At 56.4% G+C, this 22,102-nt stretch carries 22 protein-coding genes; 18 read left to right on the top strand and 4 right to left on the bottom strand.

Annotation, left to right across the window (positions count from 1 at the left end; translation table 11 throughout):
• The first annotated feature begins 3 nt into the window (after nt 1–3).
• From ACAM29_RS10660 to ACAM29_RS10610, 11 genes are all read left to right on the top strand, one after another.
• Entirely contained in the window at nt 4–1,341 is a 1,338-nt protein-coding gene (locus ACAM29_RS10660; RefSeq protein ID WP_091821455.1) for an HlyD family type I secretion periplasmic adaptor subunit, read from the top strand.
• Between the two features lie 3 nt (nt 1,342–1,344).
• Nucleotides 1,345–1,953 (top strand): response regulator transcription factor, encoded by a 609-nt coding sequence (locus ACAM29_RS10655; protein WP_369624103.1) that lies wholly within the window; start codon nt 1,345–1,347, stop codon nt 1,951–1,953.
• 19 nt (nt 1,954–1,972) lie between these two features.
• On the top strand, nt 1,973–3,310 hold the full coding sequence (locus ACAM29_RS10650; RefSeq protein ID WP_091821450.1) for a TolC family outer membrane protein: 1,338 nt from the start codon (nt 1,973–1,975) through the stop codon (nt 3,308–3,310).
• Between the two features lie 105 nt (nt 3,311–3,415).
• Nucleotides 3,416–4,453: a hydroxymethylglutaryl-CoA reductase gene (locus tag ACAM29_RS10645; protein WP_091821447.1), complete on the top strand. Its 1,038-nt coding sequence runs from the start codon at nt 3,416–3,418 to the stop codon at nt 4,451–4,453.
• A complete protein-coding gene (gene fni, locus ACAM29_RS10640) occupies nt 4,453–5,481 on the top strand; it encodes a type 2 isopentenyl-diphosphate Delta-isomerase (RefSeq protein ID WP_091821445.1) in 1,029 nt (342 codons plus the stop codon). Before ACAM29_RS10645 ends, fni begins: the two co-directional genes overlap by 1 nt.
• A 15-nt stretch (nt 5,482–5,496) precedes the next feature.
• Complete coding sequence (locus ACAM29_RS10635; RefSeq protein WP_369624102.1) at nt 5,497–6,663, top strand: hydroxymethylglutaryl-CoA synthase; 1,167 nt, start codon at nt 5,497–5,499, stop codon at nt 6,661–6,663.
• The gene (locus tag ACAM29_RS10630; protein ID WP_369624101.1) at nt 6,663–7,667 is read left to right on the top strand and encodes a mevalonate kinase; all 1,005 of its coding nucleotides are present in this window, start codon (nt 6,663–6,665) and stop codon (nt 7,665–7,667) included. The genes ACAM29_RS10635 and ACAM29_RS10630 overlap by 1 nt, the downstream gene beginning before the upstream one ends.
• Nucleotides 7,645–8,586 (top strand): mevalonate kinase, encoded by a 942-nt coding sequence (mvk, locus tag ACAM29_RS10625; RefSeq protein ID WP_369624100.1) that lies wholly within the window; start codon nt 7,645–7,647, stop codon nt 8,584–8,586. Before ACAM29_RS10630 ends, mvk begins: the two co-directional genes overlap by 23 nt.
• Nucleotides 8,573–9,568, top strand: a complete 996-nt coding sequence (mvaD, locus tag ACAM29_RS10620; protein WP_369624099.1) for a diphosphomevalonate decarboxylase — start codon at nt 8,573–8,575, stop codon at nt 9,566–9,568. Before mvk ends, mvaD begins: the two co-directional genes overlap by 14 nt.
• Nucleotides 9,568–11,901: a DNA polymerase II gene (locus tag ACAM29_RS10615; protein ID WP_369624098.1), complete on the top strand. Its 2,334-nt coding sequence runs from the start codon at nt 9,568–9,570 to the stop codon at nt 11,899–11,901. The genes mvaD and ACAM29_RS10615 overlap by 1 nt, the downstream gene beginning before the upstream one ends.
• A 61-nt stretch (nt 11,902–11,962) precedes the next feature.
• A complete protein-coding gene (locus tag ACAM29_RS10610; protein ID WP_091821428.1) occupies nt 11,963–12,499 on the top strand; it encodes a TIGR02281 family clan AA aspartic protease in 537 nt (178 codons plus the stop codon).
• Nucleotides 12,500–12,523: 24 nt separating this feature from the next.
• Here the strand turns inward: ACAM29_RS10610 and ACAM29_RS10605 are convergent, their stop codons facing one another.
• Nucleotides 12,524–13,177, bottom strand: a complete 654-nt coding sequence (locus ACAM29_RS10605) for a DUF1826 domain-containing protein (RefSeq protein WP_091821425.1) — start codon at nt 13,175–13,177, stop codon at nt 12,524–12,526.
• Between the two features lie 145 nt (nt 13,178–13,322).
• On the opposite strand from ACAM29_RS10605, the gene hisI reads away from it, so the two are divergent.
• Nucleotides 13,323–13,769 (top strand): phosphoribosyl-AMP cyclohydrolase, encoded by a 447-nt coding sequence (gene hisI, locus ACAM29_RS10600; protein ID WP_206839594.1) that lies wholly within the window; start codon nt 13,323–13,325, stop codon nt 13,767–13,769.
• A 178-nt stretch (nt 13,770–13,947) separates the two neighbouring features.
• Here the strand turns inward: hisI and ACAM29_RS10595 are convergent, their stop codons facing one another.
• From ACAM29_RS10595 to ACAM29_RS10585, 3 genes are read right to left on the bottom strand one after another with little or no spacing between them, the layout of a single operon-like run.
• On the bottom strand, nt 13,948–14,616 hold the full coding sequence (locus ACAM29_RS10595; protein WP_091821419.1) for a lactate utilization protein: 669 nt from the start codon (nt 14,614–14,616) through the stop codon (nt 13,948–13,950).
• Nucleotides 14,613–16,031, bottom strand: a complete 1,419-nt coding sequence (locus tag ACAM29_RS10590; RefSeq protein WP_369624097.1) for a LutB/LldF family L-lactate oxidation iron-sulfur protein — start codon at nt 16,029–16,031, stop codon at nt 14,613–14,615. Before ACAM29_RS10590 ends, ACAM29_RS10595 begins: the two co-directional genes overlap by 4 nt.
• A gap of 13 nt (nt 16,032–16,044) precedes the next feature.
• A complete protein-coding gene (locus ACAM29_RS10585) occupies nt 16,045–16,836 on the bottom strand; it encodes a (Fe-S)-binding protein (protein WP_369624096.1) in 792 nt (263 codons plus the stop codon).
• A gap of 127 nt (nt 16,837–16,963) precedes the next feature.
• On the opposite strand from ACAM29_RS10585, the gene ACAM29_RS10580 reads away from it, so the two are divergent.
• The 6 genes from ACAM29_RS10580 (at nt 16,964) to pheS (ending at nt 22,068) form a co-directional block, all read left to right on the top strand.
• The gene (locus ACAM29_RS10580) at nt 16,964–17,656 is read left to right on the top strand and encodes a FadR/GntR family transcriptional regulator (RefSeq protein WP_369624095.1); all 693 of its coding nucleotides are present in this window, start codon (nt 16,964–16,966) and stop codon (nt 17,654–17,656) included.
• A 165-nt stretch (nt 17,657–17,821) separates the two neighbouring features.
• A complete protein-coding gene (gene thrS, locus ACAM29_RS10575) occupies nt 17,822–19,741 on the top strand; it encodes a threonine--tRNA ligase (protein WP_206839606.1) in 1,920 nt (639 codons plus the stop codon).
• 20 nt (nt 19,742–19,761) lie between these two features.
• On the top strand, nt 19,762–20,298 hold the full coding sequence (gene infC / locus ACAM29_RS10570; RefSeq protein WP_206841908.1) for a translation initiation factor IF-3: 537 nt from the start codon (nt 19,762–19,764) through the stop codon (nt 20,296–20,298).
• Between the two features lie 107 nt (nt 20,299–20,405).
• Nucleotides 20,406–20,600, top strand: coding sequence for a 50S ribosomal protein L35 (gene rpmI / locus ACAM29_RS10565; protein WP_091821403.1), 195 nt, complete (start codon nt 20,406–20,408; stop codon nt 20,598–20,600).
• A 41-nt stretch (nt 20,601–20,641) separates the two neighbouring features.
• Nucleotides 20,642–20,998 carry a 50S ribosomal protein L20 gene (gene rplT / locus ACAM29_RS10560; protein WP_091821399.1) on the top strand — a complete coding sequence of 119 codons (357 nt, stop codon included), beginning with the start codon at nt 20,642–20,644 and terminating at the stop codon, nt 20,996–20,998.
• Between the two features lie 86 nt (nt 20,999–21,084).
• On the top strand, nt 21,085–22,068 hold the full coding sequence (gene pheS / locus ACAM29_RS10555; RefSeq protein WP_369624094.1) for a phenylalanine--tRNA ligase subunit alpha: 984 nt from the start codon (nt 21,085–21,087) through the stop codon (nt 22,066–22,068).
• Nucleotides 22,069–22,102: the final 34 nt, after the last annotated feature.

Raw genomic sequence — 22,102 nt, 5'->3', positions numbered from 1 at the left:
AGCATGAGCCAACACTCCCCACAGCCGCAGGGTGATGATATCCGCTACACCTCCAGTATCAGTGAAGCGATGCTGGAGCAAGTGCCACGTGGCGCCAGCCTTCTGCTTTGGGCAGGGGCGATGTTTATCGTTTTTGCCATTATCTGGGCAAACTGGGCGGAGCTTGACGAGCTGGCACGTGGAGAGGGTGAAATAATCCCATCTCATCAGTTGCAGGTTGTCCAGAACCTGGAAGGTGGCATCGTGTCCGAAATTTTGGTGCGCGAAGGGCAGCTTGTTGATAAGGGTGAAGTGCTGTTGCGGATCGAAGACAAGCGCTTTGCCAGCTCCTTTCGTGAGAACCAGGTGCGGTTGCTGGAGCTGAATGCACGCGGCGCCCGCCTGGAAGCCGAGTCAAATAACGCAGAGTTTATTTTGCCTGAGGACTTCCCGTCTGAATACCAGAACCTGTTGCAACAGGAACGCCTGCTGTTTGCGTCCCGACGGGAAGAGCTTAGTACCAACCTCTCGGTACTTGAACAGCAACAGGAACAACGTGGACAGGAGCTTGTTGAGGCTCGGGCCAGAATTGAACAGCTGCGTCGCAGTTACAACCTGTTGTTGAGAGAACTGCGCATCAGTGATCCTTTGGTAAAGGAAGGCGTCATTTCAGAGGTTGAGCATCTGCGCCTGCGGCGTCAGGTAAATGATCTGCGAGGAGAGATGTCGAGCATCGAGCTGAGTATTCCGAGAATTGAATCCACCATTGAGGAAATTCAGCAGAAGAAGCAAGAGATGGAGCTTAACTTTCGTAATCGCGCTCGGGCCGAGCTGAATGAAGTGTTTGCCGAGCAGGTCAGGCTGGAAGAAGCGCTGGGTGGAATGGAGGACCGCATCAGCCGTACCGAGGTGCGTGCGCCCATCAAGGGGACCGTTAAACAGCTGATGATCAATACCATTGATGGTGTAGTCAGGCCGGGTGACCCGCTGTTGAGCATCGTACCCTGGGAGGACCAGTTGCTGGTGGAAGCGCGTATCAAGCCGTCTGATATTGCCAATATCCGCCTGAATCAGCCTGCCGTGGTCAAGGTGAGCGCCTATGATTTCGCCATCTACGGTGGAATGGAGGCGAAAGTGGCGTTTATTTCGCCCGGTACTATTATGGATGAAGAAAGCAAACAACCGTATTACCTGGTGCGTTTGGAGATGGATGCCCCAGAGGTGGGTGCTGAGCAGGAGGTACTGCCGTTGATGGCCGGCATGACGGTCAGCGTGGATATCATGACAGGTAAGAAATCAGTAATGCATTACCTGTTGAAGCCGATCAATCGGGCAAAAGAGCGGGCGTTGACGGAGCGATAGGATATGGAGTTGTTTGTCTGGAGCGAACGAAAAGACATCAGGGAACGTTGGCAGACCCAGCTGGCAAAGTCGGCTGTGCTGGACCTGAATTCAGGCTCGCTGTTGAAACTGCCAAACGGGGCTGTGTTGCTTCTGCATTGGAGTGCGCTGGATTCGAAGCAGCGTCAGGAGCTGATCGCACGCAGTCATGATCTGCGTCTTGTTGCCTTGGTTGATACGCCCAGTGATCAGGAAGGTATAGAGCTGCTGCAGGAAGGCTTCAGGGGATACGCCAACACGTTTATTCAGGGCGCCTTGCTGACTGAGCTTGTAATGGCAGTTGGGCGTGGCGATATCTGGGCGGGGCCCGAGTTGCTGCAGCGTCTGCTGAGACGTCTGCTGCAGCAGTCGCAACCCTCGGCGGATGTTCCGGACCTGTGGTCACTGAGTGAACGTGAGTCGCAGGTGATGGCGGCTCTTAAGCGGGGGGAGAGCAACAAGGAAATTGCACGCGAATTGAACATAACCGAACGTACAGTCAAGGCACATGTAAGTGCCATTCTGGAAAAGGCCGGAGCGAGGGACAGGATTGACCTGATCCTCAAGGCAAACGGTCAGGTGTACCCACATTGAAAATAGCCGGAGCAAGGATATGAAATTTCGATACTCAATGCTGGCACTTGCCCTGAGTGCAGGAGTTGCGGGCTGGAGTTCCGCTGCCACCCTTCAGGACGTGGTTGCTGACAATATAGAGCAGAACCCGGAAGTGCAGCGCGCACTTCAGAACTATGCTGCCGTAATTCAGGAAATTCGTCAGGCTCGGGCAGGCTATTATCCTACCCTCGATGCCACTATTGGCTACGGCTACGAGTGGACTGATAAAGAGAATGGTACTCAGGATACTGAGCTGGATAGACGTGAAGCTCGCCTTAACCTGAACCAGATGATCTTTGATGGCTTTGCTACCAGCAGTGAGGTGAAGCGTCATGAAGCGCGTGCGGCATCTCGTGCCAGCAGCCTGAAAGATACAGCTCAGCGTTATGCCTTGGAGGCCAGTCGGGCCTATATGGAGGTGCTGCGTCGTGATCAGCTTCTGACGCTGGCCAAGGAAAGCCTTTATAACCATGTCACCATCTATGACCAGATCAAACGGCGAAGCGAATCCGGCATGGACAGTCTGGCTTCCATTCAGCAGGCGGAAGGCCGTCTGGCGTTGTCAGAAGTTAATATGCTGGCGGCCGAAAACAACCTGCGCGATGCGCGGGCCAGCTATCTGCGAGTGGTTGGTCAGCCGGCACCTGAAAATCCAGAGCCTTTCAAGGCGGCTGACTTGAGCCTGCCGGCCAGCCTGGAAGAGGCCATTGCACGGGGGCTGGAAAACCAGCCCGTAGCCGGTGTTGCACAGTTCGATGTGGAAGCGGCCGTTGCGCAACGTGATGCAGCTAAAAGTGCCATGTATCCACGCCTGGATTTTGAAGTAGAGCGTCGCTGGGATAACAACATAGATGGTGTAGAGGGTGATGATGAAGACCTGACCGCCATGCTGAGGTTGCGTTACAATCTGTTTAATGGCGGTGCCGACAAGGCGCGTATTCGTCAGACTGAACATCAGATCGGCGAAGCTCAGGCAATTCAGCGTGATGCCGAGCGCCAGATTCGCGAAAGTGTTGAGCTGGCGTGGAACGCCCACGAAATTCTGACTCGGCAGATGGAGTATCTGGAGCGTCACGTGGTCTCCAGTCAGGATACTCGCGACTCCTACAAAAAACAGTTCGATATTGGCCAGCGCTCACTGCTCGACTTGCTGGATACCGAGAACGAAGTGTTCTCGGCGAAGAATCAGCTGGCAGAAGCGCGAGTCGATGACCAGATTGCACAGCTGCGTATCCTGACCGGTACCGGTGACTTGCTGGAAGCGCTCAACATACCCTTGCCTGATGTGGGTGAACAGGGTGCAGCGCAGCAGGAGGTTGCTGACAGCGGGCAGTAATTGCATCCATCTGCGCGGGTGGCTTAAAATCCCGCGCAGCCTGAGGTCTTTCAAGAGGGTTGCCACAGTTGCAGCCCTTTTTTGTTTTCAGAGGATGCGTTGAGCATGAAGTCACATAAAATACTGGAAGCTCCCATCCCGATGCGCTGGGTCGGGCCAATCAAGATCGGCGGCGATGTGCTGAATGAAAAGCTCAGTGTGCCCTTGGCGACCTATGAGACGCCACTGTGGCCATCCGTTGGCCGCGGAGCACGCGTGTCCACCTTGACCGAAAAGGGCATTGTCACCACAGTGGTGGACGAGCGCATGACGCGCTCAATTCTTTTGGAAGCGGATGATGCGCTGGCGGCACATCAGGCGCTGCAGTCAATCAAGGCACGCAAGGACGATCTCAATGCCGTGGTGGCCACCAGCAGTCGCTTTGCCAACCTGATTGACATGCACAGCCAGATCGTGGGCAACCTGATCTATCTGAGACTGGAGTTCACGACCGGTGATGCATCCGGTCACAATATGGTCACCAACGCCGCTGACAAGCTGATTCCATGGATTCTGCAGCAGTATCCTCAACTGCGTTACTGCTCCATCTCGGCCAACTATTGCTCTGACAAGAAGGCCACGGCCGTCAACGGAATACTGGGGCGTGGCAAGTACGTAGTCAGTGAGATTCTGATTCCACGTGATATCTGCGAACGCCGCCTGAAAACCACGCCGGAAAAAGTGGTTGATCTGAATATCAAAAAGAACCTTATAGGGACCTTGATGGCGGGTGGGCTGCGAAGTGCCAACGCCCACTATGCCAACATGCTGCTGGCGTTCTATCTGGCTACTGGCCAGGATGCCGCCAATATCATCGAAGGCTCACAGGGGGTTGTGCACGCCGAAGTGCGTGATGGCGACCTCTACTTTTCCTGTACGCTTCCGAACCTGATTGTAGGCTCGGTAGGTAACGGCAAGGGAATCGATTTTGTCGAGGACAATCTGCGCCAGCTGGGCTGCAAGGAGGCGCGCGAGCCCGGCGCAAACGCCCGCAGGCTGGCGGCGATCTGTGCCGCCACCGTGCTGTGTGGCGAGCTGTCGCTGATGGCGGCCCAGACCAACCCCGGTGAGCTGATGGAAGCCCATATCAAGCTGGAGCGGTAATGACCGACCCCACCAACGAGCGCAAAATAGAGCATATCCGGGCGATTGAGCAGGACCCGCTGACCGATCGGCAGGGGCATTGGTTTGATCGGATCCGACTGATGCACCGGGCTTTGCCCGAACTGGCATTCGATGAGGTTGATCCATCGGTTGAATTTCTTGGCAAACGACTCTCGTTTCCGCTGCTGATCTCTTCCATGACCGGTGGTGATCATGAGTTGGTGCGACGTATCAATATGAACCTGGCGCTGGCGGCTGAGCAGTGTCAGGTGGCCATGGCGGTCGGATCGCAGCGGGTGATGTTTACCCACCCGGAAGCGCGTGCCAGTTTTGAGTTGCGTCAATTTGCCCCGACTACTGTACTTATAGGCAATGTTGGTGGTGTGCAGCTCAATTATGGCTTCGATCTCCAGCGTTGTCAGGAGGCAGTGGACTGTGTCGGGGCCGATGCGCTCTACTTCCACCTCAACCCGCTGCAGGAAGCGGTGCAGCCCGAGGGTGACACTAACTTCAGTAATCTGGCGCAGCAGATGGGTGCAGTGGCGGCAGGGCTATCGGTTCCTGTGATGCTCAAGGAAGTGGGATCCGGCCTGTCCCCGGCGGATATAGAGTTGGGGCTCAGGCAGGGCATTCGTCACTTTGATATTGCCGGCACTGGCGGCACTTCGTGGAGCCGGATAGAGCATCATCGACGTCATGATGGCAGCGATATTGGGCTCAGGTTTCAGGACTGGGGGCTGCCAACCCCTCTGGCACTGCAGCAGGCAGAGCCCTATCTGGATCGGGCTACCCTGATCGCCAGTGGCGGGCTCAGAGATGGGATTGATATGGCCAAATCTGTTATACTCGGCGCCTCGCTGTGCGGTATGGCTGCGCCCCTGCTGCAGCCGGCGATGGAATCTGCCGAAGCGGTTGTAGACGCCATTGAGCGTTTGCGCCGCGAATTTGTTACTGCGATGTTTCTGCTCGGTACGCCTGATGTGGCGGCGCTGTTCCGGAACAGGACGCTTATTGTCCAAGAGCGTTGAGGACCCTGGTCGAGTATGTCCGTTGGTATAGACGAAATCAGCTTTTACACCTCCAACTATTACCTGGACCTGCGCACGCTGGCACAGGTGCAGGGCACCGATCCGGAGAAGTACTATACCGGCATTGGTCAGGAGAAAATGGGTATGGCCGCGCCGGACGAAGACATCGTCACCATGGCAGCCAATGCGGCCTTGCCACTGGTAGAGCGCATTGGGCCTGAAACAATCGGGACGTTGCTGTTTGCCACTGAAACCGGCATTGATCAGTCCAAGGCTGCAGGTGTGTACGTGCATCGTCTGCTTGGCCTGAGCGCCAATTGCCGGGTTGTGGAATTGAAACAGGCCTGCTACAGCGCGACCGCCGCCATTCAGATGGCCTGTGCACTGGTGGCGCGCAAGCCGGACAGCAAGGTGCTGGTGATCGCTTCTGACATTGCTCGCTACGATCTGGATACGCCCGGCGAGGCGACTCAGGGCTGCGGTGCCGTGGCTCTGCTGATCAGTGCCAATCCGCGTCTGGTCACCATCGATCCGGAGGTCGGCAATTATACTGAAGACGTGATGGACTTCTGGCGACCGAACTATCGCTCGACCGCACTGGTGGATGGCAAGTACTCCACCAAAATTTATCTCAAGGCCCTCAAAAAAGCCTGGGAGCATTTCCGTGAGGCCAGCTCATTGGCGTTTGCCGACTTCAGTCATTTCTGTTACCACCTGCCGTTCAGTCGCATGGCTCAAAAAGCGCATCAGCAGTTGGTCAAGCTGAACAGGGCTGGCTTGTCTTCAGCCGAGCAGGAGGCGCAGATCAGCAATACCCTGCTGTACAACCGCATCATCGGTAACAGCTATACCGCTTCCATGTATATCGGTCTGACCTCGCTGCTGGAAAATACACTGGAAGATTTGGCCGGCAAGCGGATCGGTTTTTTCAGTTATGGCTCCGGTTGTGTGGCCGAGTTTTTTTCCGGTACCGTGGTGGAAGGCTATAAACAGGCACTGCATACCGAACTGCATCGAGAGATGCTAAGCGCCCGGCGCGAAATCAGCCATGATGAATACCTGAAACTGTATCAGCATCAGGTGCCGACTGATGGCGGCGAATACACCTTCCCTGAAGGTACCACCGGCCGCTTCCGTCTGGCGGGCATTATCCATCACAAACGCGAATATATTCCCTGCTGATGCCGACCGCCTGCGCTCCGGGCAAGATCATTCTCAGTGGTGAACATGCTGTGGTGTACGGCGCGCCGGCGCTGGCACTGGCGGTGGATCGGCACATGCGGATCCACTACCGCCCTGACCAATTGCCGCGTTTGAGCTGGCATACCCGTGAGCGCACCCATGAGCTGGGGCTGGACAAGCTGGCCGGCCTGCGGCGTCGCCTCGACAATCACTTCGAGCGCTATCTGCGCGGCGAACTGCCAATTACCCGTATCCTGAAAAAACCCGCTGAGTTGGCCTTCTATGCCATTGATATGGCGCGAGTGCTGTCCGGGCTTGATATTCAGCCGCGAGGCAGCCTCAGTATCGACTCGGATATACCTATTGGTGCTGGCATGGGCTCTTCTGCGGCGTTGATTGCGGCACTGTTGAAACTGTTTGGGCATTTTGACAGCCTTGAACAACTGATTCAGCAGGTGCGTTACTGTGAGCGTTTGCAGCATGGACGAGGCAGCATGATCGATGCAGCGGCTGTGTGCAGTGGAGGGCTGGTCAAATTGCAGGGTGAGCAGGTGTCACGGCTTCCGCTGTCTGATGAGGGGCTGGGGGCCGGGTGGTTCTGGCTGTTTACCGGTACTCCGGCCAGCAGCACAGGCGCTTGTGTGGATGAGGTTAGGCGTCACTTCGGTCAGTCTGATATATGGAGTGAATTTGCCGACATCACCGAGCAGGTGGCGATGGCGCTGCTCAAGGGTGATGCGCCGCTGGAACAGGTGCGTGCCAACCATCGATTGCTCAGCCGTATCGGTGTTGTACCTGCCTCGTTGCAACGCTTTGCCGAGCGTGTCGAGCAGCGAGGTGGTGCCGCCAAAATCTGTGGCGCGGGTGCGGTTTCCGGAGATCAGGGTGGGCTGATGCTGCTCTGGCTGCCGCAGGGGACCCCGGCCCAGTTGCCGCTGCAGTCGCACTGGCACTGGGGTGTTCTGAAAGAGGATCGACAAGGTGTCCGCATACTCGAAGATTAACACTCGTGCCCCCGGCAGCATCATGCTGATGGGTGAGCATGCGGTACTGTTTGGCGAACCGGCACTGGCCTGTGCGCTGGAGCACTGGCTTGAAGTCGAGCTGACACCATTGGCATCACAACGGGTAGAAATTGACAGCGCACTAGCACACTATCGAAGTGATCTGAGTCAGCTGCAACCGGAACCTGCGCTGAGCTTTGTGCTGGCCGTGATTGAGGCGTACCGGCCTTACTTGAAACAGGGCTTTAGCCTGCAGATACGCTCCGGTTTTTCACATACCGTAGGGCTTGGCTCTTCGGCGGCAGTCACGGCAGCGGTCACAGCAGCACTGGCCGAATTTTGTGGCACGGATACAACGCCTGAAGCCTTGTTTGAGGTGGCCTTGCATGCCGTGCATCAAGCCCAGAACGGACGCGGCTCCGGAACTGATCTGGCGGCCAGTATCTATGGTGGTGTCGTTCAATACCGTGTGAGTCCGCGTACGGTGGAACGCCTGAATGGCCTGCCGCCACTGGCGCTGATGTATTGCGGTTACAAGATGAAAACCCCTGAGGTGCTGGCGCTTGTGGAATCCCGTGCGGCCTCTCAACCCTCACTCTATGCCGGGCTGTATCGTCTCATGGGTCAGACCTGTGAGGCGGGTCGAAGGGCGGTGGACAGCGCCGATTGGTCGCAGCTGGGGCAGTTGATGAATCTGTATCAGGGCCTGATGGATGCGCTGGGGGTGAATGATGCCACCCTGTCCGAGATGATTTGGCGCTTGAGAGCGCAACCGGGCATTCTGGGCTCCAAAATATCGGGCTCGGGCCTGGGTGACTGTGTACTGGCACTGGGACACATGACCGAAACGCTGCCCTGGGAGTCGATCCCGGTCTCGGTAGCCGCTACTGGAGTGGAGATTAGCCATGACACCTGCTGAAGTGATTGATCGTTTATTACCCTCGCACCTGCAGGCAAAGGCGTCATCGGAGCTGTTTGCCCCCAGTAATATTGCGTTGTGCAAATACTGGGGCAAGCGTGACCGAAGCTTTAATTTGCCGGTCAACGCATCCCTGTCCGTTTCGCTGGATTATCTCGGGACCCATACCCGGCTCACCCCGATTGATGCTGAAGTGGATGAAGTCTGGCTCAATGGGCAGCAGCTTTTGCCCAGCGCAAAATTCAGCCAGAAGGTATCAGCCTTCATCGACCTGTTTCGTCGGCAGCAGGATCTGAACTTCCGGGTGGAAACCCGCAACAATATCCCCACCGCCGCCGGGTTGGCGTCTTCGGCCTCGGGCTTTGCTGCACTGACGCTGGCACTGAATGATGCGCTTGGGCTTGATCTGGAGCCCCAACTGCTGTCGGTGTTGGCCCGCCATGGCAGTGGCAGCGCCTGCCGTTCGGTGTTTGATGGCTTCGTCGAGTGGCGCATGGGGCAGCGTGAAGATGGGCTCGACAGCCACGGTATTGCACTGGATGCAGAATGGCCCGGCCTGTGTATTGGCCTTGCCAAGGTGGATGCCGGAGAAAAGGCGGTAGACTCCCGCTCTGGCATGCAGCGCACGGTGGAAACCGCCCATCTCTACCAGAGCTGGCCTCTGCAGGCGGCGGCTGATCTGGAAAAGCTGCATCAGGCTATCGCACGACAGGATTTTGAGTTGTTGGGGCAAACTGCCGAACAGAATGCGCTGTCGATGCATGCCACCATGATCGCCAGCTGGCCACCACTGCTGTACTGGCAACCGGAATCGGTAGCGGCGATGCAGACGGTGTGGACGCTTCGTCGACATGGGGTGCCTGTATATTTCACCATGGATGCAGGCCCCAACTTAAAGCTGCTGTTTGAACAGCAGTGCCGTGATGAAGTGTTGCGTCACTTCCCTGATCTGGAAACCGTGGAGCCTTTCGGCAGCCGCTGATGTCCGCCTTGATCGGTTTCCCGCTGACCCGTCGACAGCGGGATCACAACGGTCGACTGCAACTGAGTTATTGGCTCAGAACCGCTACCGGTGCCCATGAGGTGGTCATTGAGGGAGAGGCGGCTGTCGCCTTTATACTGCAGTCGGATGGGGCTCATGTCGCTGAGCTCCTCTCAGACCTGCCCGGCTGTCAGTTGCGACCGCTGTCATTATCAAGCCTGAATCATGAGCCGGTCAGTGCCCTGTATGCAGACAGCCTGCGTGAATGGCATGAAGCGCTTGGTCGTTTGCAGCAGGCGGGTGTCGCGCTCATGGAAGAAGATATTCGCCCGGCTGACCGGTATCTGATTGAGCGCGGTATCTTTGCATCCGCCAGGGTCATTGATGATGCTTCAGGGCCTCGCCTGCAACGCGCCGAGTTTGAACCGCCACTGCGCATCCTGTCACTGGATATCGAAACCACTCTCCGGGCCGACCGAATCCTGTCCGTTGCACTGCAGTCACAAAGCTATGAACGAGTGCTGTTCAACGGCAACATCACCAACTCGCCTGCCGTTGTGCGCTGTCATAACGAGCGTGATCTGCTGCAGCAGCTGATGGCCGAAGTGCGTCGCTTCGATCCAGACCTGATTATCGGCTGGAATGTGATCGGCTTTGATCTGAGGGTGCTGCAGCAGCGTGCCGAGGCACAGCGCTTGCCGCTCTGTTTGGGTCGTGATCAGGAACCGGTACGGGTTGAGCAGACACGAACGGGGCGTTGGTATGCCCGTCTCAATGGTCGTGTGGTACTGGACGGGATCGATACTCTTAAAGGCGCGACTTGGCAGTTCGAGCGCTACAGTCTGGAATTTGTGGCGCGTGAGCTGCTGGGTCGTGGCAAACTGATCGAAACCCCGGACGACCGCGGAGAAGAAATCCAGCGTCTGTATCGTGAAGATCCGCAGGCGCTGGTGCGCTATAACCTTGAAGACTGCCGCCTGGTCAGCGAGATTTTTGAACATACGGAATTGATCCCTTACCTCCTGGCACGGGCACGCCTGACCGGGCTGCCGCTGGACAAGGTCGGTGGCTCATCGCAGGCGTTTGATAACCTCTACCTGCCACGTTTGCACCGCGCCGGATATGTGGCACCCCAGTATGCCTCCGGTGTGGATGGGCTGGATGTTCCGGGCGGATTCGTGATGGAATCGTGTCCCGGGTTGTATCGTCATGTGCTGGTGCTGGACTTCAAGAGCCTGTACCCCAGCATCATCCGCAGCTTTCGGATTGATCCGCTGGGGCTGGCGCTGGGTACTCACGGTGATGCGCCGCCCGATGCATTGGTGCCGGGTTTCCATCACGCCATTTTTGACCGCCGCCATGCGCTGCTGCCCGATATAATCGAACGTCTTTGGCAAGCGCGAGATGAAGCCAAGCGGCAGGGTAACTCGGCCCTGTCGCAGGCGATCAAAATTCAGATGAACGCCTGCTATGGCGTATTGGGCTCGCGGGTGTGCCGTTTTTTCGATCAGCGCCTGTCCGGTTCCATCACCCTGCGTGGCCATCAAATTCTGCAGCAGACCGCCGAGCGGATCGAGCAGGCCTTTGGTCATCAGGTGATCTACGGTGATACCGACTCGGTGTTCGTCTGGCTCGGGGATGACTGGCCGGATCGGGATACGGACCGATATGGGCATCAGCTTGCCAGTGAGCTGAACGCTTGGTGGCAGAAGCAGCTGCGGGAGCGTTTTGATATCGACTGCTCGCTTGAGCTGCAATATGAAGCGCACTATCGGCGTTTTTTGATGCCGCGCATGCGTCACTCAGAAAAGGGCAGCAAGAAACGGTATGCCGGTCTCAAGGTGCAGCCGGACGGCAGCGATCAGCTGGTGTTTCGCGGGCTCGAATCGGTCCGGACCGACTGGACGCCTCTGGCACGCCAGTTCCAGCAGGCGTTGTATGAGCGCATCTTCCGCGACCAGCCTTGGCAGGTCTTGTTGCAGGAAACCGTGCGTGCCGTTCGGGCCGGTGAACGGGATGGTGATCTGGTGTACCGCCGTCGTATTCGCCAACCGCTTGCTGCGTATCAGCGCAATCGGCCGCCTCATGCGCGTGCGGCTCAAATGTTGGATGATGATCGTCGGCACCGTGATTTGCCACCGGTCGTACGGGTTGGTGACAGCATCGCCTATCTGATGACGGTCAACGGCCCGGAACCGCAGGAATTGCTGCGCTCACCGCTGGACTACCAGCACTATATCGACCGGCAGCTGCTGCCGGTCGCTGACACTTTGTTGCCGTTCGTGGGCGAATCTTTTGAACGGCTGATCGCTCCTCAGCAGGAGCTGTTTTGAGAAGGCAGGGATAGTCCTGTCGTTTTTGAGGTCAGAACGATAAGAGGAAACGGAGAGTGCCATGACCGAACATCACCATCAGTCAGACCCTGACCGCACCCGTCGCGGGCTGGCGCGCTGGATGCACCATTTGACTTGGGTAGCACTGCTGTTCCTGCTGACGCTGTTCTTCACGGACTTTGTTGAGGATAAGCGCAACCCCAATCGTAACTTGAACCTGGTCAGCCATGATGCGGGCGAGGTGGTGCTGCAGCGTAACCGTGGTGGCCACTATGTTGCTCCGGGACGTATCAACGGTGAGCCGGTCACCTTCTTGCTGGATACCGGCGCGACCCAAGTCAGCGTGCCCGAGGCACTGGCGGACAAAATAGGACTGGAAAAGGGGCGTCGACAACAGACCATGACCGCCAATGGTGTGATCAGTGTACACACCACGCAGCTGGACTCGGTGCGGCTGGGCGGAATTGAGCTGAAGGATGTGACCGCCAGCATCAACCCCTATATGCCCGATGATACGGTGTTGCTGGGCATGAGCTTTATGCAGCATCTGGACATGGTGCAGCGGGGAAATGAGCTGACTCTAAGCCTGCCTCAATGATCGCGATAAGGCTGAGCTAAAAGGCTATTCCATATAATCCAAAGATAGAAACAGTCTGGCCTGGTGGTCGCTAACGGGTGGTGACCGGTGCACGATGCCATAACCTTCATTCCCGTGCCAGCCATCACCCTTGAGCAGTGCTACATCACCAGCGGTAAGTTGCAACACGCTTTCCGGTTCATTCGCAGGAATGCGGGCAGTGTCGCCTTCAGGTTCAGGCAGGTATTGGGTACCGGTGCCTGAATAGCAGGTAACGAGTCTTACAGGAAGCCGGTCAACATGAAACTTCGGACACATGGCGGCTTTCAGCAATGTCATTCGCAAACCGATGTGTGAGGGGCCAAGCAGGCATTCATACATTTGTAGCAGCTCTACGATATCGGCAACAATAGACGCTTGGCCATCACCTGCAGGCAATTGCGCCTGCAGCAGTTCAGATGCATTTTTCTCCAAATCTTCATCACACTGAATCACTGTTCTTATATTCAAACTCGATTGCTGCGCGCAAAGCCTGCTTACATAGCGCTCAATGGAATCATCGAGACTTCGCTGCCAAACAGTCAGGTTGCACTCAGGAGCATAAATGTCCCCCATGATAACGGGGTGGTCGCTGACATGTGCTGCGGGTTTTGGTCTGTGGTGCAACATGGACTTGGTAGGCATATCGGCAAGGTTCATGTCAGGGTTGTCCGGTAAGTTTTTCAGAGTTGGATCAAGTTTTCGTGTTATAATATAACACTTGATTTTAGAGAGTGTCACTCTGTGTCATGCCGGTATGAAACTGGTTTTGCGCATGGTCCCTCATTGGTTGATATGTGGTCCTATGAGAAAGAGTTTTTTTGAAGAGCTGGAGCTCAGTCCCGAAGGTTATGCTGTTGATTTAGAGCCGTTTATGGAAAGTCTGAGCTGGAATGATCAGGGCCTGATACCCGTTATTACTCAGCAATATGATTCCGGTGAGGTGTTGATGATGGCGTGGATGAACCGTGAATCGCTGGCGATGACCCTCAAGGAAAAGAGGGTTACCTATTGGTCACGTTCACGCCAACAGTTGTGGGAAAAAGGGAAAGTCAGTGGTAACACGCAGCGGCTGATAGAGCTGCGAGCGGATTGTGATGGCGATACCCTGCTGTGCTTGGCGGACCAGCAGGGGCCAGCGTGCCACACAGGGCGTGCAAACTGCTTCTATTTCAGGTTTTGTCCGGAAGAGTCTCAGGTTGTAGTAAGCGCCGGAATCCCTGATCCAGAAGACGGTCATTCACAGGTATGACACCCTATCAAGCCACGCTACAAATGTGGGCGATCACCATTTTGATGGACAGATGTTCAGAGCCAAGACAGGAAGTACTTGGGTGAGTGGTGTACAGGTGTACGATGTTCAAAAAGTACCGGGCTACCGGAAAGCAGCCCAGCAACTTTGGCTTGCAAGAAGCCTCTGATATCAGACGTCATCCAATCAAATAGATCACCAGCTGACGTGGGCCATGGGCTCCCATCTGCAGTTTTTGCTCAATGTCGGCACTGCGGGAAGGGCCCGTGATCAGGTTGACTGTCCTGGGCAGGCGGCCGCTGCAGAGGCTGCGCAACCGATCCCATCCATCCTCATAAACCCCTACGATATCTTTGCGCTGCAATACAACCAAGTGCGTATCCGGCAAGAAGTTGAGCGTGGTGGGGCTGTCCGGGCGGGAGTAGAGCATCAGGGTGCCGGTCTCGGCAATACCGACCAGGGCCAGCGTCAGGCTCGCCTCGTCTCCCACCTGTCCCACTCGCTGATGACAGCGGATACGCTCATGTACTGCGGCCCAGCCCAGAGCAGTGAGGGTCTCGTCGCTGGCCAGTATCAGTTCATGCTGGCCCTTTGATTCCAGGGTGTCCGCCACCGCCTCTGGTAGTTGCTCGATATTTTCAAGTGTAACCACTTCGGCGGCTGCTTCCTGTGCCATGCGGATAAACAGCTCAACCTGTGCCTCAGGCGCCTGCTGGCCGCGGGCGGGGATCAGATTACGAGGGTGTTGCTGCAAGCGGTGCTGCACCGCTTCGCGCTGGGCATCCGTTGCTTCGCTGCGGCGCAGGCCATGGCGAATGTTGGCAAAAATCTCGGCACGGCTGCTCATGACTTGTTCTCCTGTTTCTGGCGCGCTTGCCACTGCTGCATGAAAGTCTTGCCGGTTGGGACCGGCATGTCGCGGTGGTCGGTCCAGCCGGAGGCCAGCGGCAGTTTGCTGATCCTGCCTTTTTGGCCGCCCAGCAAACGCATGAGCCGGGATGCACTGGACGAGAACAGTCGGTACAGCATCGGGCGGGTGGCGAGAAAGGCCCAGCTTCCCAGCCCCCAGCGGACAGCGCGAGGCGTCAGGTGCTGTTCAAACTCCTTCTCGCGCCAGTGGCGCATCAGTTTCGGCAGCGGAATGCGAACCGGGCAGACCTCCTCGCACTTGCCGCAGGCGGTAGACGCATTGGGCAGTAGGGCGGCCTGTTCAATGCCGATCATTTGCGGAGTCAGTACCGATCCCATGGGGCCGGGGTAGACCCAGCCGTAGCTGTGACCACCGACAGCGCCGTATACCGGGCAGTGGTTCATGCAGGCGGAGCAGCGAATGCAGCGCAGCATCTCCTGAAACTCGGTGCCAACCATGTCGCTGCGACCGTTGTCGACCAGCACGACATGGAAATTTTCCGGTCCGTCCTGGTCGTCCGGGCGGCGGTTGCCGGATGACAGCGTGTTATACACGGAAAATTCCTGCCCCGTGGCCGAGCGCGCCAACAGGCGCAGGAACAGCGTCATGTCCTCCAGCGTGGGTACAACCTTTTCAATTGATGACACCACGATATGAGTTTTGGGCAGGGTCTGGGTCAGGTCGCCATTGCCCTCGTTGGTGACAATAATGGTCGACCCGGTTTCGGCAACCAGAAAATTGGCACCGGTGATGCCCACATCGGCGGCAACAAACTGCTTGCGCAGCATTTCACGGGCCTCGGCCATCAGCGCGGCCGGATCGGTCAATTTCGGGCGCTTGTGGTGTTCATGGAAGGCTTCGGATACATCTTCCAGATTGAGGTGAATCGCCGGGGCGATGATATGGCTTGGATGGTCACCGCGCAGTTGCAGGATATATTCCCCCAGGTCGGTTTCCACCGGGTGGATGCCGTTCTCCTCCAGATATTCGTTGAGGTTGATCTCCTCGGTCACCATCGACTTGCCCTTGGTGACGGTTTTGGCATTCTGCTCACGGCAAATCTGCAGGATGGTCTGGCGTGCATCATCAGCGGTGCGACACCAGTGTACCTGGCCGCCGTTCTCGACCACGCGAGCTTCAAACTCTTCCAGGTACAGGTCCAGGTGTTCAAGGATATGGTTCTTCAGGTCGCGAGCTTCATCACGCAGCCGATCGAACTCCGGCATGCGGGCGACAGCTGCGGCGCGCTTGCCGGGAAAACCGGCCTTCAGGTTGCCCAGCGCCTTTTGCAGGTTGACATCCTGTAGCGCGATGCGAGCACTTTGCTTGAATTCGGGGCTTTTGATCTGCATGGGGGGGCTCCGCTTAAAGTGGCTGACCAAGGTCGTAATCGGCTTCGCCGATTGCCGGAGTTCCAGTCATGTCGGCGAGCAGTTCGACCACATGACGTACCTGTACTTCACGGCCTTCACGTTTGAGCTTGCCGGCCATGTTGAGCAGGCAGCCCAGGTCTCCACCCACCAGCGTGCTGGCGCCGCTGTCGGCAGCAAAGCCGGTCTTGTTGCTGACCATGCGGTTGGATATGTCGGGGTACTTGACACAAAAGGTGCCGCCAAAACCGCAGCAGGTCTCCGCTTCCTGCATCTCGGCCAGTTCAGCTCCGTCGATTTCGCTGAGCAACTGTCGTGGCTGCTGCTTGATGCCAAGCTCTCGCAGCCCGGAGCAGGAGTCGTGATAGGTGATCTTGCCGTTGAATTCGCTCTGGATGCCGCTGAAATTCAATACGTCTACCAGAAAAGATGTGACTTCAAAGGCGCGAGCCTTGAGTGCTTCCGCACGTGCTTTCCAGGGATCGTCCTCGGTAAAGAGTTCAGGGTAGTGGTGCAGCATGCCGATGCAGGAGCCGGATGGACCCACCACATAGCGGTAGCCCTCCAGAGCTTCGATGGTCTGACGCGCGATGGTACGACTGTTGTGTTTGTCCCCGGAGTTGAATGCCGGTTGTCCACAGCAGGTCTGATTACGGGGTACTTCCACTTCACAGCCAGCCTGTTCCAGCAGCTTGACGGTGGCAAAGGCTACCTCGGGGCGGAACATGTCGGCCAGGCAGGTAACGAACAGACCGACCTTGATCGGCATGGTTTGGGTGTCGGACATGGTGTCGGCAACCTCGGATTATTATCGGTGCGGTTTCATGGCGGTATGGCTATCAAGATAGGTGATCAGGGCCTAAGCGTGAATGCTATACTTCCAACTGGTCTTACCAGAATGATCACCGGGGGCGATGGTGACACTACAATATGAGCTGGAAAGCCTGCTGCTGGAAGGCGAATGGGTGCCGGGGCACCCGGTGCCTTCAGAGCGCAGATTAATGCAAATATATGGAGTTTCGCGGGGGACTGTTCGTGAAGCACTGGCTGGCATGAAAGCCAACGGGGTTATCGAAACCCGTCAGGGCGGGCGCAGCCACTGCATTAATCTGTTGGCACAACACCTTGAGCTGCCGCTGGAAGGGCGGGGGGACGATATTGATTTCCAGATGCAGGTGCTGGAAGCGCGCGCCGTGCTGGAGGCTGAAGCGGCCTGGTATGCGGCGCAGCGTGCCAATGATGAGGAGCTGTTCGCTCTGGCGCAGGAGTATCAGCGGATGTGCGAGCGTAACCGCCGTCCAGTTGGCCGTGGTGACAGTACGCTGGAAAAAGCCAAGGCGGATTTGCAGTTTCACATGCTGATAGCCCAGTCCAGTCATCATCTGCTGGTGTGTTCTTTCAGTCAGCTGTTTTATCACCGTTACTTCAATGCGATCTACAGTGTGCTGTCACGCACATTGGGGCGTTTTGGCCGTTATCCCGATGGCATCGGCAGGCAGCACGAGAGCATCCACCGTGCACTGCAGGCTCGTGATGCCCCTGCGGCTCGTGAAGCGGCAAGCCAACATATCCTGTATACCCGTGACCTGCTGCAACGATGCCGCTGATTTTTGCGCTTTCGGATCGCGCTTTCCAGACTGGGCCGCTATAATCGCCGCTCGGACTGGCCGGCACCTCGTACCTGTCGCAACCATAAGTCCGCTTTCATTTACCGTGTATCAATCAGGATGTGGCCTTTCGTATGGGTACATCCGTCAATCAGGGAACAGAACATGCCTGTCATTACGCTTCCGGATGCGAGTACTCGCACCTTCAATGAGCCCGTTACCGTTCACGATGTGGCCGCCGATATCGGTACTGGCCTGGCCAAGGCTGCCCTCGCCGGCAAGATCAACGGTGAGCTGGTGGATACCAGCTATCTGATCGAAAACGATGTCAATTTGGCGATCGTCACCGCACGTGATGAAGAAGGGCTGGACGTGATTCGTCACTCCTGTGCGCATCTGATGGCGATGGCTGTACAGGATCTGTTCCCGGGTGCTCAGGTGACCATCGGTCCGGTGATCGACGATGGTTTCTATTACGATTTTGCCTATGAGCGCCCGTTCACGCCGGAAGATCTGGAAAAAATCGAGTCGCGCATGAATCAGCTGGCCAAGGAAAATCTGCCGGTCAGCCGCTCCGTGATGTCGCGCGATGAGGCTATCAAGCTGTTTGAGCAGATGGGCGAGAAGTATAAGGTCGAGATTATCGATTCCATTCCGGGCGATCAGCCGCTCTCTTTCTACAAACAGGGCGACTTTATCGACCTGTGTCGAGGCCCGCATGTGCCTTCAACCGGCCATATCAAGGCATTCAAGGTGATGAAGGTGGCCGGTGCCTATTGGCGCGGTGATGCCAAGAATGAAATGCTGCAGCGCATTTACGGTACCGCCTGGAGCGACAAGAAAGAGCTCAAGGCCTATCTGCACCGTCTTGAAGAGGCTGAAAAGCGTGACCACCGCAAGCTGGGCAAACAGCTGAACCTGTTTCACATGCAGGAAGAAGCACCGGGCATGGTGTTCTGGCATCCACATGGCTGGACGCTGTATCAGCAGATCGAGCAGTACATGCGTGCCAAGCAGCGCCGTCACGGTTACCAGGAGATCAAAACACCGCAGGTGGTGGAGCGTACTCTGTGGGAAAAGTCCGGCCACTGGGGCAAGTTTCAGGAGCAGATGTTCACTACGCACTCCGAGAGCCGTGATTTCGCCATCAAGCCGATGAACTGCCCATGCCACGTGCAGGTGTTCAACCAGGGGCTTCGTTCTTACCGCGACCTGCCGCTGCGTCTGGCCGAATTTGGCTCCTGTCACCGCAATGAACCCTCGGGCTCGTTACATGGCATCATGCGTGTGCGCGGTTTCGTGCAGGATGATGCGCACATTTTCTGTGCCGAAAACTCGATCCAGACCGAAGTGGCAGACTTTATCGACTTCCTGCATGAGGTCTACGCTGACTTTGGCTTCAGTGACATTCTGTACAAGCTGTCCACCCGTCCGGAAGAACGCGTGGGTTCAGACGAAAGTTGGGACAAGGCGGAGAAGGCGCTGGCTGATGCATTGAACACAGCAGGACTCGACTGGGAGGAACTGCCGGGTGAGGGGGCTTTCTATGGCCCGAAAATAGAATTCTCCCTGCGTGACTGCCTTGGTCGTGTCTGGCAGTGCGGCACCATTCAGGTCGACTTCTCCATGCCGGGACGTCTTGGCGCCCAGTTTGTTAACGAGCATGGCGAGCGTGAAACACCGGTAATGTTGCATCGTGCCATTCTTGGATCGTTTGAGCGCTTTATCGGTATTTTGATTGAGCATTATGCTGGCGCCTTGCCGTTGTGGCTGTCGCCGCTGCAGGCCGTCGTGATGAATATTACCGACAATCAAGCGGATTATTGCCGCGATCTTGCAGAAAAACTCGAAAAATCAGGCCTGCGAGCCACTGCGGACTTGAGAAACGAGAAGATCGGCTTTAAAATCCGCGAGCGTACTCTACAAAAAGTGCCCTACCTGTTGGTAGTAGGTGACAAAGAGGTCGAGTCCGGAACCGTTGCAGTGCGTACGCGCTCCGGTGAGGATTTGGGTACGATGACCGTCGATGCGCTGATTGAACAGCTGGTTCAGGAAACCGAGCGCAAAGGCCGTCAGGCAAAATAAAATCGTCAGGAGATATAGCTATCAGGCGTGATAACAGACGCGGGGGCCGTGCGCCTCTGCCGCCAATCAATGAAAATATCCGTGCCACCGAATGCCGTCTGATCGGCGCGGATGGAAACCAGATTGGTGTTGTTTCGATTCCAGAGGCTCTTGAGAAAGCTCAGGAAGCCGAACTTGACCTGGTTCAGATCTCGGAGTCTGATCCCATTGTCTGCAAGATCATGGACTATGGTAAGCATCAGTACGAGGCCAAGAAGAAAGCAAATGAGGCTAAGAAGAAACAGTCTCAAATGCAGGTCAAGGAAGTGAAATTCCGTCCGGGTACGGAAGAAGGGGATTATCAGGTAAAACTGCGCAACCTGATACGTTTCCTTGAAAGCGGAGACAAGGGCAAGGTTACCTTGCGCTTCCGTGGTCGTGAGATGGCTCACCAGGAGCTGGGCATGCAGCTGATGGAGCGGATCGAAAAGGATCTGACCGAAATCAGTACTGTTGAACAGCGTCCGAAAATGGAAGGTCGTCAAATGGTCATGGTGTTGGCTCCGAAAAAGAAATAGTCACCCGACTGCAGGACCCGCCTGCCTGAGATCTTCGGAAATCAGGTAACGGGTCCTTCTGTTTGTTCGGGTTGGCTGACTAACAAACGAATGCGTGGAGAAAGTTAATGCCTAAGATCAAAACTGTCCGCGGTGCGGCAAAGCGTTTCAAGAAAACCGCTAACGGCGTGAAGCACAAGCAGGCCTTCAAAAGCCACATTCTGACCAAGAAAAGCACCAAGCGTAAGCGTCAGCTTCGCCCAATGCTGCAGGTTCATGCTGCTGACCAGGCTCTGGTTAAGCGCATGCTGCCTTACCTCTGAGTTTTTTCGGTCATTATTAGTTTTTATAGGAAGGAATTGCCATGCCTCGCGTAAAACGTGGTGTACAGGCTCGCGCCCGTCACAAAAAGATTCTGAAACAGGCCAAAGGTTACTACGGTGCCCGCAGCCGTGTGTTCCGTGTAGCCAAACAGGCTGTCATCAAAGCTGGTCAGTATGCGTACCGTGACCGTCGTCAGCGTAAGCGTCAGTTCCGCGCTCTGTGGATTGCACGTATCAACGCTGCTGCCCGTATCAACGGTCTGTCCTACAGCCGCTTTATTGCTGGTCTGAAAAAGGCCAACATCGAAATCGACCGTAAGGTTCTGGCTGACCTGGCTGTATACGAGCAGGGTGCCTTTACTGCGGTTGTCGAGAAAGCCAAAGCTGCACTGGCGTAACATACGCCCGCCTATTGGTAGGTAAATGATCGAATCGAATAGGGGAAGGGTGCAAGCTCTTCCCCTATTTTTGTCTGGAGCCGGAAATGGAAAATCTTGAGACCCTGTTGGCGCAAGGCAAACAGGCTGTTGCTGAAACTGATACGCTGGCTGCGCTGGACGAAATCCGGGTGCAGTATCTTGGCAAAAAAGGTGAGCTGACACAGCTGCTCAAAGGACTGGGCAAATTGTCGGCAGACGAACGTCCTGCTGCGGGTGCTCGCATCAATGAAGCCAAAGAAGCTTTGCAGGCTGAGATTTCGGCGCGTCGTGATGCACTGGAAAGTGCTGCGATGGAGGCAAAACTGGCGGCGGAAACCGTTGATGTGACCCTGCCCGGCCGCAGCCAGTCCGTCGGTGGTCTGCACCCCGTGACCCGCACCCTGGAGCGTATCGAGGCCTTTTTCGGCAGTATCGGTTACAGTGTTGCGGAAGGTCCCGAGATTGAAGACGACTATCATAACTTCGAGGCGCTGAATATTCCGGCTCACCATCCGGCGCGGGCGATGCATGATACCTTCTACTTCGATGCCCACACACTGCTGCGGACCCATACCTCGCCGGTGCAGGTGCGGACCATGGAAGCGCAACAGCCACCGATCCGCATCATCTGCCCCGGTCGCGTGTATCGCTGTGACTACGATCAGACCCACTCGCCCATGTTCCATCAGGTGGAAGGTCTGCTGGTTGACCGCAACATCACCTTCGCCGATCTCAAGGGCACGTTGGAGCAGTTCCTGCGTGAGTTCTTTGAAGAAGACGTGAAGGTCCGCTTCCGTCCGTCCTATTTTCCGTTCACAGAGCCTTCAATCGAAGTCGATATCGACCGTGGTGACGGCAAGTGGCTGGAAGTACTCGGCTGCGGCATGGTGCATCCGAAGGTATTTGAATACTCCGGCATCGACCCGGAAGAGTTTACCGGGTTTGCGTTCGGCATGGGCGTTGAGCGTCTGGCGATGCTCCGCTACGGCGTGGACGATCTGCGTCTGTTCTTTGAAAATGATCTGCGCTTCCTCGGCCAGTTCAAGTAAGACGTCAACGCACACCAACAGATTTTTCAGGAAA

Origin of the sequence: Marinobacterium sp. BA1 (assembly GCF_041155135.1) — a bacterium.
In the GTDB taxonomy this organism is placed as follows: domain Bacteria; phylum Pseudomonadota; class Gammaproteobacteria; order Pseudomonadales; family Balneatricaceae; genus Marinobacterium; species Marinobacterium iners.
The sequence above is the reverse complement of the archived record's forward strand: the minus strand, read 5'-3'. Positions and strand labels throughout refer to the sequence as shown.

Coding starts and splice junctions, on each gene's coding strand:
- ACAM29_RS10585 (WP_369624096.1), bottom strand. CDS start 16,836: ATGTCCGACACCCAAACCATGCCGATCAAGGTCGGTCTGTTCGTTACC.
- mvaD (WP_369624099.1), top strand. CDS start 8,573: ATGACACCTGCTGAAGTGATTGATCGTTTATTACCCTCGCACCTGCAG.
- ACAM29_RS10595 (WP_091821419.1), bottom strand. CDS start 14,616: ATGAGCAGCCGTGCCGAGATTTTTGCCAACATTCGCCATGGCCTGCGC.
- ACAM29_RS10630 (WP_369624101.1), top strand. CDS start 6,663: ATGCCGACCGCCTGCGCTCCGGGCAAGATCATTCTCAGTGGTGAACAT.
- ACAM29_RS10590 (WP_369624097.1), bottom strand. CDS start 16,031: ATGCAGATCAAAAGCCCCGAATTCAAGCAAAGTGCTCGCATCGCGCTA.
- fni (WP_091821445.1), top strand. CDS start 4,453: ATGACCGACCCCACCAACGAGCGCAAAATAGAGCATATCCGGGCGATT.
- hisI (WP_206839594.1), top strand. CDS start 13,323: ATGAGAAAGAGTTTTTTTGAAGAGCTGGAGCTCAGTCCCGAAGGTTAT.
- pheS (WP_369624094.1), top strand. CDS start 21,085: ATGGAAAATCTTGAGACCCTGTTGGCGCAAGGCAAACAGGCTGTTGCT.
- ACAM29_RS10580 (WP_369624095.1), top strand. CDS start 16,964: ATGGTGACACTACAATATGAGCTGGAAAGCCTGCTGCTGGAAGGCGAA.
- thrS (WP_206839606.1), top strand. CDS start 17,822: ATGCCTGTCATTACGCTTCCGGATGCGAGTACTCGCACCTTCAATGAG.
- ACAM29_RS10605 (WP_091821425.1), bottom strand. CDS start 13,177: ATGAACCTTGCCGATATGCCTACCAAGTCCATGTTGCACCACAGACCA.
- ACAM29_RS10655 (WP_369624103.1), top strand. CDS start 1,345: ATGGAGTTGTTTGTCTGGAGCGAACGAAAAGACATCAGGGAACGTTGG.
- ACAM29_RS10635 (WP_369624102.1), top strand. CDS start 5,497: ATGTCCGTTGGTATAGACGAAATCAGCTTTTACACCTCCAACTATTAC.
- ACAM29_RS10645 (WP_091821447.1), top strand. CDS start 3,416: ATGAAGTCACATAAAATACTGGAAGCTCCCATCCCGATGCGCTGGGTC.
- ACAM29_RS10615 (WP_369624098.1), top strand. CDS start 9,568: ATGTCCGCCTTGATCGGTTTCCCGCTGACCCGTCGACAGCGGGATCAC.
- ACAM29_RS10660 (WP_091821455.1), top strand. CDS start 4: ATGAGCCAACACTCCCCACAGCCGCAGGGTGATGATATCCGCTACACC.
- rpmI (WP_091821403.1), top strand. CDS start 20,406: ATGCCTAAGATCAAAACTGTCCGCGGTGCGGCAAAGCGTTTCAAGAAA.
- ACAM29_RS10650 (WP_091821450.1), top strand. CDS start 1,973: ATGAAATTTCGATACTCAATGCTGGCACTTGCCCTGAGTGCAGGAGTT.
- rplT (WP_091821399.1), top strand. CDS start 20,642: ATGCCTCGCGTAAAACGTGGTGTACAGGCTCGCGCCCGTCACAAAAAG.
- ACAM29_RS10610 (WP_091821428.1), top strand. CDS start 11,963: ATGACCGAACATCACCATCAGTCAGACCCTGACCGCACCCGTCGCGGG.